Below are 13,889 nucleotides of genomic sequence, written 5' to 3'. Positions count from 1 at the left end.
CCGGTCGTTATCAACATTTAGTCACAAGCTGTGGGCATGCCATCTTGAATAAGTCAGCGTTGGAGCTTACGAGGCCGCGTGTTCCGTTGTTGCGGGCAGGCACTTCGTGCACGCTTGTCATGCATGTCGGAACTGTGCTTGCGGTGACCATGCTTTTGTCAGGTTTCGCAAGCGCAGCACCGCAGTCCACTCTACGTTTTGCATTGCCTGGTGGAGCAGCGGTGCTCTATAGCAACGCTGCGAATCCTCAAGATCCCTTGCCTCGTCGGACTTGGAAGAAGGCGGTTTTCTCCTTTCCGAATGGATTGACGTTTGACTTGCTGTCGCGAGTAGGTGAGTCACGCGCCGGTGGCGGAACGCAGATGGAGCCTCCCAACAAATGGAATATCTCGCCTTCAGGTCAATATGTAATCGTTATGCGAAACGACCAAGGAACGGTGTTCATGGGGCAAGGGCGACCGGAAGCGGTGCTGAACCGGGAGTACTGTTCCATGATTGAGATAAAAACCGGCTGTATTACGGCCGAGCACACCGGAGAGATTTGCGGAGCGGGATGGCAACCGAGTCAAGGTGCCCAATGGGGAACAGATGCCCAAACTTCAATGATGCTCACGCGAGATCGTCCCTCGGCAAGCAATAAGTTGGCCTTCATCAATGCAGGACAACCCGCGCATTTGCTGATGCGCGATGCTTCGGGGGCCGACAATCTCTTGCGGTGTGACCCACTTTCCCCGACCAATCGCAAGTCCTATCGGAAAATTGCCGCAACTCTAAAGATGGAAGGCGCCGCCTTTGATGCGCAACTGATCGAGACGGCGCTTTCGAAAGACTTTGCCGCTGTAGGTATGCCGGTAGTGCAAGAAGCGGATGCTGAAGGCGCCGTGCGTCACAGTGTGGGTCGCCAAAGCGACTCTGTTCACATCCCCAGACGACGCGACCGCATGTCGAGCCTATCTCGTCCAGAATGATGTCGTAACTGTACTGAAGCAGTCTCCGGCTGGGTGGGCCTACGTGGACTACATTAAAGCGTCCGGTAAACATCTGCTTCGGTGGATCAAAGCCGATCAGATCTCGATTAAACGATGATGCGTAAAAGTTAGACTAGATCAAACAGGTAGCGTCAGAGCGGCTGACTCAGTTCGGTCACAAGTAGTCAGCAGCGAGCGGCGGCTACCCGGACGGATATGGCGAGCCGAATGATCCATCGGACACAAACGGACGCCATCGCCATGGTCGTCACCTAGACTGTCATCTGGGCTGTTACAAAAGCGGTCGCCTTTGCGGCTGCAGCGTCGCGACGTTGATCCGGAGAGAAGTCATGCCACCAGAACTTGGTCAAAGTTGGGTCGTACACCCATGGATGGTCAAGCGCCTCATATGACTTAAGACGGCGACCTCGCAGATAAATGGCTTGCTCTTCATTGGGAACATTCGGGGGCCAGTAGACGCCAAAGTGCTGTAGATTCATGTGCTCATAGACCTTGGTCACTTGAGGCGCTCCGCCAATGTCTCTGAACTTTTCAGATGAGAGTACTTCGAAAAACGCTACTGCCGGAGTCATATCGAGTCTTTTGCGTTTTGCCTTGCTTTGCTTGAGAATTTCGGACATCCGCCGGACAGTCGCTTTGACAGGTTTCGCGTCTCCTACGTACGCTACCGACTCTCCCCCGTAAGACTTGGGGTGAGTCGATACAAACTGATTGCATTTTGGCTGGAAGTCAATTCGCCGCACAAAGAAATCCTTCCTGCGCACTGAATAGCCTGCAAAGACAAACGAACACTCCGGGAGTGCCATGGAAGGATGGGCGGGATCTGTCACGAAGGAGAGTGAGTCATTCAGCATCTGGACAATTCGATCGAATAGTTCCGCCACGTCGACGACTCGATCCCGCAAGTTGACGAACGATTCTACGTAAGAGGAAATTTGGGCAATTAATGGGTACGTCCACGATGTGTCTCCAGCGAACGCAATGACAGCGTCACTCCGGCCAATACCGAATATCTTAGGACCATAGTCCCAGAGCTTTCCGCCGCTAAGCCTGCTGTCAGACAGTATCCACAGTTCACGACCAGTCTGGGTCGTTCTAGTCCAAGCGACTACAAGTGTCATGAGCGGTTCCAGTCAAGAGGATCGGTTAGCGTCACATCTTAGTCGAACGAGTCCGAAAGAGCATTCAGTGAAGGTCGGGTAATCGGCGATCAGTCAGCCAAGGGAGCCCGGACAAGGTTTTTGGTTACCGCCATGGCCGGTTGCGGCACGACGGTCGGATTACTGCCAGGTGATCCGCGACCGCCAAAGGTTGTAAGGGGGCGGCTACAGTCAACCGGGTCGGACAGGCTCCCTAGCTGACGTTGGCCGACCGGTCGGGTCTTGGCCTATACAAATGAAGCAAGTCACCAAGCCTCACTCGTCCGTTCTGTCCGGCCCGGAGAGCTTCCTCTTACAATGACATCTACTCCAGCACGCTCGAATGAGCCGCGTGCCACGCGCACCCATATACCAAACGGCCAATGGCTCTCAATTCCCCATTTCTGAGATGCCAGCGCGGTTACGCTGGTCATGAAGCCTTGCTTCTCGCCATCGGAGTTGAACGCAGTTCCCTCGCGCCGATGGTCGAAAAAGTCTTGTCCAGCGAGACACAGCGAAGAGGGGGGAAGAAGGGGAAACCCAAGGCAACAAAAAAGCGCGGGCCGCATGGGCGGCAACCCATACGACCCGCTGACCACCACCAACTCACCACAGGAGTCGGAAATGGCTGACGCCAATACTAAGCCACGTCTTAGAAAGAACAAACCGGTCAACATGCAAAAGACGTTTGAGCTGGTCCTGCGCAACTATCCGGACCTTCCCAAGCGAGGCTGGCCGTATCTGCCGTGGATGAAGGCGATCGACATTGATTTCAAGATCTTCGGATTCAAGCCTGGCGACCGCGTATACGTGGACGCCAACTACGTGACCCGGCAGATCACGATCACGCCGGATTACAGCCAGTTGGCGTTGCGAGAGCAGCCGTACCACGATCCTGACCGTGGACCGTCGCCGCTATAACGCCTGCTAGGGCCGCTTGATGCGGCCCTAGCGAGTGGAATGCAGGCGTTTCCCGAATGCGACTGACTGCCGGGGCGACACCGCCCCGGCCATTGCCGCAAACGCCGCGACTCACACCTCCAGCCACTTTCAACAACTGTCACGACCGCAAGGTCCGTGAGGCGACACGTCGCCCGCCGAAACAGCCGAATGGCGTTAAATCATCAAATCAACGCCCACCGGCTTGCCGCTTCACAAGCGCCCCCCGCTGCAACACATACTCGACCCGCGCGCCTTCATCGGCCACGACTCCGATATCCTCAAGCGGATTCCCATCCAACACGACGAGGTCGGCGATCGCTCCCACGGCAACCACCCCCAGCTGCCCCTGCATATTGACGATCTCCGCCGCCACGGTAGTCGCCGACCTGAGCGCTTCCAGATTCCCCAGCACCTCGGCCCGGATCCGAAACTCTCCGCTTTGAAATGCGTGCATTTCCCCGAGCAGATCCGACCCGAACCCCATCTTCACGCCGGCGTTCGCATAGATTTCCAGCGATTCGCGTCCTTTCTGCTGAACGGAAGCCACCTTTGCCACCGAATCCGGCGGCATCCCGAACTCCGCGCCGTGTTTGGCAAGCGCGTCATAAGTGACAAGCGTGGGCACGACAAACGCGCCATGCTCGTGCATCAGCTTCGCCGCAGCCTCATCCACGAGATTCCCATGCTCGATCGTCCTAACCCCACAGCGCACCGCCCGAGCAATCGCCCGCCCCGTATACGCGTGCGCCATCACATAAGTATTCGCGGCCTCGGCCTCATCCACGATGGCCCGAATCTCGTCCTCGGAGTACTGCGTGTTCGCAATCGGGTCGGTCGGCGAAGCCACGCCACCTGACGCCATGATCTTGATCTGCGTCGCGCCTTTCTGAATTTCTTCACGTACCGCAAGCCGCACACCTTCGACCCCATCCACCACCCGAGCAATCGCTCCCGTCCTGAAACAGCAAGAACAAGGCTCCAGCAAATCCCCGCGCGGCCGAAAGTCCCCATGCCCGCCGGTCTGCGACAACGCCTTTCCCGACGGAAAAATCCGCGGCCCCGACACCAGCCCGGTTTCGACCGCCTGCATCAAGCTCCAGTCCGCGCCGCCAGCATCGCGCACGCTGGTGAACCCACGCGACAACATCGCATCGAGAATCGGCAACGACCGAATCGCCGCAAGAATATTCGGCTGCGTCGCATTCGCGCCGAGATTCGCATTCGACGCCAGCACATGCACATGGCAATCGATGAATCCCGGCATCACGGTCTTGCCGCGCACGTCGATCCGCCGCGCGTTCGGAAAATCCACCGGCCGATCGGTGACTTCGACGATCCGGTCGCCGTCGATCACGACATGATGATGATCGAGCAGCACGCCCCGTTCGAGATCGAGTACGTTGCCGCCGTGAAGCACGGTAATGGTCATGGAGAGAGATCCTTATCGATTGACGGAAGCAGCCCGCTTGGCGTCCTTCACGAAGCGCGTACCGATGAAGCTGACGGCCGCTGCGAGCGTCACGTAGAAGGCTGGCGCCATGTTGCTGCCGGTGCGGGCGATGAGCCACGTGATCAGGAACGGCGCGAAGCCGCCGAAGATCGTGACCGCGAAGTTGTAGGCGACGGACAGCCCGGTCGACAGCACCTTCGTCGGGAACAGTTCGGCGAACGCAGCGAGGATCGGCCCCGTGTAGGTCGCGATCAGTACGCCGAACACGGCCTGGAACACGATCAGCGACGTGAACCCGGGCGCATGGTTGATCCACGCGAACATCGGCCACGCGAGCACGAAGATGGCCAGCGCCGATCCGGACAGGAACACGCGTCGCCCCCACACGTCGGCGAGCCGGCCGACGATCGGCGAGCAGCACATGATCATCAGTCCGCCGACCATGCCGGCCGCGAAGCCGGTCGATTGCGGCAGGTGCAACGTGCGCACGGAATACGTCGGCATGTAGAAGAGCAGCACGTAGGTGCAGACGGTCCACAGAATGACCATCGAAAAGCTCGCGAACGTCTCGCGCGGGTAGGTGGACAGCACTTCCTTCAGCGGCGAGCTCTCCTTTGCCTGCGCTTCGACGGCACTGAATGCGGGCGTCTCGTCGATATGGCTGCGGATGTAGTAGCCGACGGGCCCGACGATGATCCCGAGCAGGAACGGCAGCCGCCAGCCCCAGCTATGCAGCGCCTGCGCGTCGAGCGACGTCGTGACGAAGGTGCCGGTCGCGGCGCCGAGCAGCACCGCGAAGCCGATGCTCGACTGGATCCAGCTCGAGTAGTACGCGCGCTTCTCCGGCGGCGCGTATTCGGTGAGGAACGCGGTGGCGCCGCCCATCTCGCCGCCGGCCGAGAAACCTTGCAGCAGCCGCGCGACGACGATCAGCAGCGGCGCGGCGATACCGGCCTGTTCGTAGGTCGGCGCGAGCCCGATGAGCGCGGTGCCGGCGGCCATCATGAGGATGGTGAGCGACAGCGCTGCCTTGCGCCCGACCTTGTCGGCGTAGACGCCGAGCACGATGCCGCCGACGGGCCGCATGAAGAAGCCGACGCCGAACGTCGCGACGGTCAGCAGCACGGACGTCAGTTCGTTGCCGGTCGGAAAGAACAGTTTCGCGATGATGACCGCGAAAAAGCTGTAGACGGTGAAGTCGAACCATTCGAGACCGTTGCCGATCACGGTCGCGACGATGGCGCGGCGACGCTGCTGCACTGCCGCATCGACGGCAGGCGCGGCGCGCGGGGAAAGCGTTCCTTGCATGGTCTCTTCCTCTATCAAAATCAGAAGACGGGACGGCTGCCCCGCGTGAACCCATGCTAAGGACAGCGCGATTTTTTTCTGAAACGAAAGATTTGCATGCACGCATGCGCTGGACGCATGCATTGCGTGATGGATCGGTCAGAGCGCCGTCTGCCGCTCCGCCTGTTCGAACAGCCAGCGTGTGAAGAGGCGTGCGGCGTGGTTCTGCGCGCGGTCGTTGGGCGAGATCACGTAATAGCCGCCACCGTGGCTCGCGGATGCGTCGGTCACGCGCACGAGCAGCCCGGCCTCGATGCACGCGTCGATCATGTAGCGCCAGCCGAGCGACACGCCCTGGCCGAGAATCGTCATCTGCACGATCTGCGGATACGAGTTGATGGTGATGTCCTGCGGCTGCGCCTTCTGCCGGTCGATGTCGTTCTGGTCGAACCATTCGGACCACGACATCCACTGACGCTGCCCGTCCTCGAGGCGCAGCAGCGTCTCGTTCGCGAGATCGGCCGCGGCGAGCGTGCGGCCGGCCAGGTAACCCGGCGCGCAGACGGGAAACACTTCCTCGTCGAACAGGCGGCGCGCGGTGTATTCGGCGGGCGCCTGCTGGCGCACGTAGTAGACGCCCACGTCGAACTCCGCCGGCGACATCGACGCGAGCCCGTCGCGCACGATCAGCCGCAGCTTGATGTCCGGATAGGCGGCGCGAAACTCGGGCAGGCGCGGCGTGAGCCACAGCAGCGCCACACCGGACGAACACGCAATCGTCAGTTCGAGATCGCCGTAGGGCTTCATCACATCGTGCGTGGCTTCCGCGCATTGCGTGAGGAGATGGTGCACCTGCGCTGCGTATTGCTCGCCGGCGATCGTCAGCCGCAGCGAACGATGTTCGCGCACGAACAGCGAGCGGCCGAGGAATTCCTCGAGCTGCTGGATCTGCCGGCTGATCGCGCTTTGGGTCAGATGCAGCTCGGCGGCCGCGCGCGTGAAGCTCGCATGCCGCACGGCGGCTTCGAACGCGATGAGGCACTGAAGGGGCGGCAGGGGCGTGATGCGCATGGCAGCTTGGGAGGTCGAGGAGGCTGCCGATATGATACGAGCGGATCGAAAGGAAAACACAAGGAAGCAGGGTGCCCCAGTCACCGCATTCATGCGAAGATTGACCGCACAACACACTCGCCCGAGAACGACGTGACCCCATTCAACCCTGAGAGCAAACCGGACGCCGTCCATCCGCCGTGGATGCCCGTCGCGATGGCCGAACTCGGCATCCGCCGCCATCCGCCCGGCAGCATCAACCCTCGCATCGTCGAATACAACAACCAGACGAACCTGGTCGGCTACGACGACAAGATTTCCTGGTGTTCGTCCTTCGTCAACTGGTGCATGACGCATGTCGGCATTCGTGGCACGGGCTCTGCGCTTGCGCGTTCGTGGCTCGAATGGGGGAGGCCGCTGGAACGGCCTGTCTACGGTTGCATCGCGATCCTGACGCGTGACGATCCCGCAAGCTGGAAAGGGCACGTCGGTTTCTACCTGCGTCACGACGACGAACAGGTGTATCTCTTCGGCGGCAACCAACTGGAAGAAGTGCGCGAACTTGCGTACCCGTTGAATGAAGTGATCGGCTACCGATGGCCCGACGCCGCATGATCACAACGCTGAGCACACACAAAACCCCGAACACCGCGTAACCAGCCGCTGTTAACCTGTCACGCAACCGCATCGACCCACCCGGAGCCCGCCGGCGCATCAACGAGCCGCCGCCGGTCTCCGCACCCACAAGGAGCCAGCAGTGCAAACCGGTCATCTCCGTCTCTACGCGGATACGCAATACACGAGCCCTTACGCGATGTCGGTCTTCGTTGCGCTCGAGGAAAAATCGCTGTCTTACGAACTGGTGACCGTCGACCTTGGCAACCGCGCGCATTTCGCCCCCGACTACGCGGCGACGTCGCTGACGCAACGCGTGCCGACGCTCGTGCACGACGATTTCGCGCTGTCGGAATCGTCGGCGATTACCGAGTATCTCGACGAGACTTTCCCGGGCACGCGGCTCTATCCGGTCGAGCCGCGCCAGCGCGCACGTGCACGGCAGGTGCAGGCGTGGCTGCGCAGCGACCTGATGCCGGTTCGGACGGAGCGGTCGACCGAAGTGCTGTTCTACGGGCCGTCGAGCGAGCCGCTGTCGAGCTTGGCGCAGGCCGCCGCGCAGAAGCTGTTCACGGCTGCCGACAAGCTGCTCGCGCCGGGCGCGGCGAACCTGTTCGGCGAGTGGAGCATCGCGGATGTCGACCTGGCGGTGATGCTGAACCGTCTGGTGCTGAACGACGATCCGGTGCCGCAGCGTCTCGCCGACTATGCGCGTGCGCAGTGGGAACGGCCGTCGGTGCAGCGCTGGGTGAAGCTGAAGCGGCCGCCGTTGTAATTCGCGGAGGCTAGGGCGTCTGCGCTGCACGCCGATGAGTTGCAGGTCAGTCGGTCGCGCACGCATCGAGAAGCGGTATGTCGGCGCGACTTCATGTAACCCGCCGAATCGGCGTGAGAACGAATATCGATGAAGAAGATCGGTTTGTCGGTCGCGATCATGGCCGCGTCCTGTATCGGATGGGCAGCGCCTCCTGGCGACGGGCTGGTGAAAAGCTGCCTGATGGCGCAGTCCGTCTCGCCGTCCATTGTGATCCAGGACATCAACACGCACGAGGTGTCGCAAGAGGACGACTACGCATACGGTTTCAACGCCAGTTACGTCGTCAAACATGCGGGTGCCGACGTCGGCTACGCTGAAGGAAAGTCGACGCAGGCGCTGATCTACGCTGGCAAGCTCTACCGATTGTCTGCGGCGATACCCGTTGGAAATAACGGTGGAATCAAGTCGACTACATTCAATCCCGCGCTGGCCGAATGGAGCATGGCAACGGTCGGCCGTCAGCACTATCTATGCGTGAGCTTCAATTTCGACGGACTCGGGCGAAGCGGGGCGTACCAGAATGTTCGCGGCGGATACTTGCTGAACGTGAACACCAAAGACCTGTACTTTGTCGTACGCGATGTTAGGAAGTGAGTGGCTTTCTCTTGCACGGTGTCGCATCGTGCAGGGCAGGGGGCCATCCGGTGACCCGCCAACCCTGCACATCCCGGTGGTCAGTTGTATAAGTCTGGACTAGACCAAGCAGGCGGCGTCAGATTGTCTGACTCAGTTTGGCCAGGAACGGACTTTCATGAGGCCGCGTGTGCAGCCGCTGAGAAGGCCAGTTCACTCAGGAAACGGTCATTCGGCTGTTGGTGGCAAGCGCTGGATTTTCGACCATTGCCGACGTCGGCACCGCTGAGAGCCTCCGTCAGCTATTCAGTCCTTTCGGAGCAGTCAATGGTTTGAACAGTACCGCGAGCGGAAGAAGACCGGTGGCACCAAGTCGTCAGCCAGAAGCGAAAGTTCCGCCAGAGTCGAGCTGATGCGGGACTTCGCTTGAGACAGACGACGGCACCGACTTCACCCCAAAGAGGCTAAGAGCGGCAGTTTCTATCAATGATGGGCATTAGCGCGTCGGCTTCGCTTTTAGCGTTTGACCTGACATAGCAGATTTGAGCTTGCAGAAGCATTTCGCAAACTTGATTCTTTTCTGCTACCGTTTGCCACTTGTCACTAAAGTCCTTGTTAAATTTAACGGTGACGTCGGCTTTGACCGGCGCGGCTTTAAGAAGCGTCAAGTCCGCAGAAACGTCGGCTGAAACAGCAGTTGACCCTGACGCTGCGTCTGGAGCGGTTGCGATGCACTCGTCGATTCCTTTGCTACCACTGGTCACGGGCGTGGGTGTGCATCCCGTCGTCACAATTACAAAAACAAGCAATGAGCTGCTGCATAAAAATATATTTTTCATTTTTCTCACCCGAATTGTAATGTTATTGCTTCTGGAGCCAAACTTCAATATTTCCTCTCTTGATGCTTGCACCTTTCCATGAGTAGTTTGGGGCAATGAGCACGTGCTCAATTCCTTGTCTATTCATAATGCTTTTAACCAGCTTGGCCGCCTCAAAATCCGATTGATAAAAGATTCTAATTTGTGAACTGTTCGGGCTTGCGTCCGTCTGGAGGTCTGGCCCATAGGCTAAAAATCCCCGATCACCGAGCTTTTCTTTCAAAGCTCTCGCCAGGTCAGCTTGACTTGCTGAAGCTGTTTGGATGTACACCGTCTGTCCCGGAGACGCATCAACTTGAACGTTGCTCGTACAAGAGTTCTTGGATTCAATGATCTGCAGAAGTCTGGCGCTTGTAGCCTGCGTATTCGGATAATTTCCCAAACAGGCTACCGTTTGGAGCAACATTGTGCAGGCAATCTTCTCGTCAGGTATCTCTGCAAATACCTCGGTAGCTTTCTGCTCTATGTTTGTATTCGCACTTAGCGAATTGCCGAAAATAGTTAGATCGGCACCTATCTTTCTAGATTGATCGTTTGTGTAACTTTGGGGTGGTGTGACTATACAAGGCGATGGGCCTGCGGCGGGGACAGCACGATTGATCCCCGAATTGCCCGACGATTCCATATCGGATTTGTCACTAGGGACAGTTTGGCATCCGTGCACTAAAACGACGAGTGCTAGCCCCCCGATTTTCATCATATTTTTGGATTGCATGCATTTCTCGGTTTTGTTTTGGCATAGAAGCGGTTATAGATTGATGGCTGCCGAGATGCAAGGTAATTAATTGTATTTTTGGGTGTTAAATGGTTGCTTAATGCCCAATGTCTTGGCTTGCATAACGACCGGCGTCGGCTGCACTTGATCTCTCCTTGTCCTCAATGTTCCAAACTTGCACGTAGAAACAGTCCAATTCGACGTTCGCCATAGCCGATGTCGCGCCTACGAGGCCGGGAGCGACCGACCGTTTCATCCATCAAAAGACTTCCGTCGGCCTCGTGTCGAACGGCCGGGATGGGTCGATCACCGCCCTTGATGAGGTGATGTCCACGCAAGCTCAAAGCCAACCTGGCGCTGACTGAGAGAGCAAGCCCAGACTTACACGGCTCAGTTCTTCGCCACAGCCTCCACCTCCGGCCCACCCGCCGCGTCATTCCTGCTCCACCCACCCCCAAGCGACCGATACAGCGCCACCGCCGCCAGTGCATGCTCGCGCTTGACCTGATTCAGCGAATCCGAATCCCGCAGATAAACCTCCTGCGCAGACAGCACATCGAGAAAATCCGTCGCACCGCCCTTATAGAGTTGGTTCGCCAACCCAAGCGCCTTGTCCGAAGCAGCCAGCGCACTACCCAGCCTGCGCGTTGCCTCATCGGAGCTGACGAGATTCGCCCGTGCATCCTCGACTTCCCGCAACGCCTGGAGCATCGTCTGCCGTAACCCGAGTTCCGACTCGTGCATCCGGCTTTCACTCTGCGAGATGTCGGCGGTAATCCGCCCCGCGTTGAAGATCGGACTCGTCGCACTCAACGCCGCACTGAACAGGTTATCGGTCAACGTCGGCAACCCGAGATAAGAAGCCGCCAGAATCCCGTCCGTCAGGTTCAACGAAAACTTCGGATACCGCTCGGCCTTCGCCACACCGACTTGCGCCGCCCGTCGCTCGACCTGCGCATACGCCGTCAGCACATCCGGCCGCCGCAGCAATGCCTGCGACGGCAGCGTCCCCGGCGAGCCCACCGGCGGCGCGGGAATCTCCCCAGCCTGCGCGAGCACGAGCCGATCGACCGATTCCGGCGTCCTCCCCGAATACACCGCAATCAGATTGAGCTGATGCGCAATCTGCGCCTGCGTCGGCGGAATCCGCGCTTCGAGTGCATCGAGCTGGTTCTGCGCACGCGTGACGTCGAGTTCGGTCGACAGCCCGAACGCCTGCCGCTTGCGCGTGAGTTCGAGCGCATGCTGCCGGATCTTCGCGTTGTCCTGCAGGATCTTCAATTCCTGCTGCGCCCAGCGCAGATCGACATACGCGGAAGCCGCATCGGCCGCGAGCGCGAGCCGCATCGCATCCTCCGCATGCTTCTGCCCGACGAGTTCCGCTTGCGCGGCAAGCAGATCGAGCCGTTCACCGCCGAACACATCGGGTGACCAGCTCAACGCGAGCCCGGCACCCGCCTGCCGCACATAGCCGAGCGGCGGCGGCGTGTTCTGGCGTGCGTCGGCCGCATGCGCGGTCGCGTCGAGTTCGGGCAGCAGTACCGCGCGCTTCTGCACGGTCAGCGCCTGCGCCTGCTTCACGCGTTCGGCGGCGGCCTGCAGATCGAGGTTGCCGTCGAGTACGGTGGCGATCAGCCGGTCGAGCGCGGGATCGTGGAATTGTGCCCACCACGCGGCGGCGTCGATGTCCGCGCGCGGCACGTCGGTGTCCCATGCATCCGGCGCGAGCGTCCGAACCGAATCCTGAAGCGCCGGATGCTGCGCGGGCTGCACCGCACATCCTGCGGCGAGTGCGCTGACGGCGAGGGCGACGAGAAGTTTTTTCATGATGGTGATGACCTCAACCTCAGTGCGCGTCCGGCGGCGGCGCGTTCAGGGAAATGGGTTTGGAGAAGACGACCGCGAGCAGCGCGACGACGAAGCACAGCGACAGCGCGTAGTACGCATCCGCATAGGTGAGCGTCAGCGCCTCGCGATAGATCAGGTGATGCAGGTTCGCGAGCCCGGCTTGCGCGGTGTCCAGCGTGTTGCCGGCCACCGACGTCCAGTACGCGGCCTGCCGATCGAGCAGCGATGCGATCTGCGGCTGGCCGGCGCTCACGTGCTCGTTCAGGCGCAGGTAATGAAAGTTCAGCCGGTCGTTGAGCATCGTCGCACTCACCGCGATGCCGATCGCCCCGCCGAGATTGCGCATCAGGTTGAAGAGGCCGCTCGCCGATTTCAGGCGCGACTGCGGCAGCGAGCCGAGCGCCATCGTCACGATCGGCGGCACGCTGAACTGCTGGCCGATGCCGCGCAGCGCCTGCGGCAGCAGCAGTTCGCGCCAGCCCCAGTCGTGCGTGATCGGCGTGTACAGGTAGCAGCCGAGCCCGAAACAGATCAGCCCGAACACGAGCAGCGCGCGCAGGCTGAAGAAGCGCGCGGCGAACGCATACGCACAAAGCGCAATCAGCTGGAACGCGCCGACCGACAGCAGCGCCATGCCGATCTGCAGCGAGCTGAACGCGCGCACCTGCGCCAGGAATAGCGGCGTCAGGAACACGGTCACGAAGATCCCGATGCCGGTCACGAACGACAGCAGGCTGCCGATCCCGAAGTTGCGCACGACGAGGGCGCGCAGGTCGACGATCGGATCCTTCGCGGTCAATGCATGCACGATGAAGAGAAAACCGCAGATGCCGGAGATCCATGCGCAGATCACGATCGCGTCGTCGCCGAACCAGTTCTTGCGCGGGCCTTCCTCCAGCACGTATTCGAGGCAGCCGAGGAAGCCGGACATCAGCATGATGCCGAGATAGTCGCCGCGCTTGATGAGGCTGAGGTCGGGTTCGTCGATGTGCACGTAGCGCGGCACGAGCGCGGCCACCGCGATGCCCGGCACGAGGTTCAGGTAGAACAGCCAGTGCCACGACCATTGATCGGTGATCCAGCCGCCGATCACGGGGCCGATCGCCGGGGCGAGCGACGCGAGCGCGCCGATGGTCGTCGATGCGATCAGCCGCTGCCTGCCGGGGAACAGCACGAACGCGGTGGTGAACACGGTCGGGATCATCGCGGCGCCGAGCGCACCCTGCAGCCCGCGAAACAGGATCATCGAGTTGATGTCCCATGCGACGCCGCACAGCATGCTGGTGATCGTGAAGCCGACCGCCGATGCGGCGAACAGCCAGCGTGTCGACATCACTTTCGACAGCCAGCCCGACATCGGGATCACGATGATCTCGGCGATCAGGTAGGCGGTTTGCACCCACGACAGTTCGTCCTGGCTGGCGGAAAGTCCGCCGCCGATGTCGCGCAGCGACGACGCGACGATCTGGATGTCGAGCGTCGCCATGAAGAAGCCGACGCACATCAGCGCGAAGGCGAACACGCGCTGCTTCGTTGGTTGCGACGCGGGGTCGCCGGAAAACGCGGTGGTCATCGTCGTCTCCCGT

Annotated in this window: 13 protein-coding genes; 5 read left to right on the top strand and 8 right to left on the bottom strand. The window is 60.3% G+C overall.

What is annotated here, in order from left to right; genetic code table 11:
• The first annotated feature begins 119 nt into the window (after nucleotides 1–119).
• Entirely contained in the window at nucleotides 120–968 is an 849-nt protein-coding gene (locus tag F3J15_RS00625) for a hypothetical protein (RefSeq protein ID WP_166886464.1), read from the top strand.
• 272 nt (nucleotides 969–1,240) lie between these two features.
• Here F3J15_RS00625 and F3J15_RS00620 read toward each other — a convergent pair whose 3' ends face one another.
• On the bottom strand, nucleotides 1,241–1,873 hold the full coding sequence (locus F3J15_RS00620) for a hypothetical protein (protein ID WP_205190623.1): 633 nt from the start codon (nucleotides 1,871–1,873) through the stop codon (nucleotides 1,241–1,243).
• An 879-nt stretch (nucleotides 1,874–2,752) separates the two neighbouring features.
• Between F3J15_RS00620 and F3J15_RS00615 the strand changes: the two genes are divergently transcribed.
• A complete protein-coding gene (locus F3J15_RS00615) occupies nucleotides 2,753–3,049 on the top strand; it encodes a hypothetical protein (protein ID WP_166886459.1) in 297 nt (98 codons plus the stop codon).
• Nucleotides 3,050–3,257: 208 nt separating this feature from the next.
• Here the strand turns inward: F3J15_RS00615 and F3J15_RS00610 are convergent, their stop codons facing one another.
• The 3 genes from F3J15_RS00610 to F3J15_RS00600 form a co-directional block, all read right to left on the bottom strand.
• Nucleotides 3,258–4,499, bottom strand: a complete 1,242-nt coding sequence (locus F3J15_RS00610) for an amidohydrolase family protein (RefSeq protein WP_166886456.1) — start codon at nucleotides 4,497–4,499, stop codon at nucleotides 3,258–3,260.
• 12 nt (nucleotides 4,500–4,511) lie between these two features.
• Nucleotides 4,512–5,828 (bottom strand): MFS transporter, encoded by a 1,317-nt coding sequence (locus F3J15_RS00605; RefSeq protein ID WP_166886453.1) that lies wholly within the window; start codon nucleotides 5,826–5,828, stop codon nucleotides 4,512–4,514.
• 138 nt (nucleotides 5,829–5,966) lie between these two features.
• Entirely contained in the window at nucleotides 5,967–6,878 is a 912-nt protein-coding gene (locus F3J15_RS00600) for a LysR substrate-binding domain-containing protein (protein ID WP_166886451.1), read from the bottom strand.
• Between the two features lie 183 nt (nucleotides 6,879–7,061).
• Here F3J15_RS00600 and F3J15_RS00595 point away from each other — a divergent pair, with 183 nt between their 5' ends.
• The 3 genes from F3J15_RS00595 (at nucleotide 7,062) to F3J15_RS00585 (ending at nucleotide 8,883) form a co-directional block, all read left to right on the top strand.
• Entirely contained in the window at nucleotides 7,062–7,472 is a 411-nt protein-coding gene (locus F3J15_RS00595) for a TIGR02594 family protein (protein ID WP_166886681.1), read from the top strand.
• Nucleotides 7,473–7,614: 142 nt separating this feature from the next.
• Complete coding sequence (gene yfcF / locus F3J15_RS00590; protein WP_166886448.1) at nucleotides 7,615–8,247, top strand: glutathione transferase; 633 nt, start codon at nucleotides 7,615–7,617, stop codon at nucleotides 8,245–8,247.
• 129 nt (nucleotides 8,248–8,376) lie between these two features.
• Nucleotides 8,377–8,883, top strand: a complete 507-nt coding sequence (locus F3J15_RS00585) for a hypothetical protein (RefSeq protein WP_166886446.1) — start codon at nucleotides 8,377–8,379, stop codon at nucleotides 8,881–8,883.
• Between the two features lie 443 nt (nucleotides 8,884–9,326).
• On the opposite strand, the gene F3J15_RS00580 is transcribed toward F3J15_RS00585, so the two are convergent.
• From F3J15_RS00580 to F3J15_RS00565, 4 genes are all read right to left on the bottom strand, one after another.
• Nucleotides 9,327–9,701, bottom strand: a complete 375-nt coding sequence (locus tag F3J15_RS00580) for a hypothetical protein (RefSeq protein WP_166886443.1) — start codon at nucleotides 9,699–9,701, stop codon at nucleotides 9,327–9,329.
• A gap of 22 nt (nucleotides 9,702–9,723) precedes the next feature.
• On the bottom strand, nucleotides 9,724–10,455 hold the full coding sequence (locus F3J15_RS00575) for an SPOR domain-containing protein (RefSeq protein ID WP_166886440.1): 732 nt from the start codon (nucleotides 10,453–10,455) through the stop codon (nucleotides 9,724–9,726).
• 390 nt (nucleotides 10,456–10,845) lie between these two features.
• Nucleotides 10,846–12,282: an efflux transporter outer membrane subunit gene (locus F3J15_RS00570; protein ID WP_166886437.1), complete on the bottom strand. Its 1,437-nt coding sequence runs from the start codon at nucleotides 12,280–12,282 to the stop codon at nucleotides 10,846–10,848.
• A gap of 19 nt (nucleotides 12,283–12,301) precedes the next feature.
• Entirely contained in the window at nucleotides 12,302–13,876 is a 1,575-nt protein-coding gene (locus F3J15_RS00565) for a DHA2 family efflux MFS transporter permease subunit (protein ID WP_166886434.1), read from the bottom strand.
• Between the last annotated feature and the right edge of the window lie 13 nt (nucleotides 13,877–13,889).

The organism is Burkholderia sp. Ap-955, from assembly GCF_011753045.1.
Lineage (GTDB): Bacteria > Pseudomonadota > Gammaproteobacteria > Burkholderiales > Burkholderiaceae > Burkholderia > Burkholderia lata_D.
The sequence above is the reverse complement of the archived record's forward strand: the minus strand, read 5'-3'. Positions and strand labels throughout refer to the sequence as shown.

Bases quoted from the DNA above. Each gene is read 5' to 3' on its own strand.
- F3J15_RS00615 (WP_166886459.1), top strand. From the start codon at position 2,753: ATGGCTGACGCCAATACTAAGCCACGTCTTAGAAAGAACAAACCGGTC.
- F3J15_RS00585 (WP_166886446.1), top strand. From the start codon at position 8,377: ATGAAGAAGATCGGTTTGTCGGTCGCGATCATGGCCGCGTCCTGTATC.
- F3J15_RS00580 (WP_166886443.1), bottom strand. From the start codon at position 9,701: ATGAAAAATATATTTTTATGCAGCAGCTCATTGCTTGTTTTTGTAATT.
- F3J15_RS00605 (WP_166886453.1), bottom strand. From the start codon at position 5,828: ATGCAAGGAACGCTTTCCCCGCGCGCCGCGCCTGCCGTCGATGCGGCA.
- F3J15_RS00570 (WP_166886437.1), bottom strand. From the start codon at position 12,282: ATGAAAAAACTTCTCGTCGCCCTCGCCGTCAGCGCACTCGCCGCAGGA.
- F3J15_RS00565 (WP_166886434.1), bottom strand. From the start codon at position 13,876: ATGACCACCGCGTTTTCCGGCGACCCCGCGTCGCAACCAACGAAGCAG.
- F3J15_RS00575 (WP_166886440.1), bottom strand. From the start codon at position 10,455: ATGCAATCCAAAAATATGATGAAAATCGGGGGGCTAGCACTCGTCGTT.
- F3J15_RS00625 (WP_166886464.1), top strand. From the start codon at position 120: ATGCATGTCGGAACTGTGCTTGCGGTGACCATGCTTTTGTCAGGTTTC.
- F3J15_RS00595 (WP_166886681.1), top strand. From the start codon at position 7,062: ATGCCCGTCGCGATGGCCGAACTCGGCATCCGCCGCCATCCGCCCGGC.
- F3J15_RS00610 (WP_166886456.1), bottom strand. From the start codon at position 4,499: ATGACCATTACCGTGCTTCACGGCGGCAACGTACTCGATCTCGAACGG.
- F3J15_RS00600 (WP_166886451.1), bottom strand. From the start codon at position 6,878: ATGCGCATCACGCCCCTGCCGCCCCTTCAGTGCCTCATCGCGTTCGAA.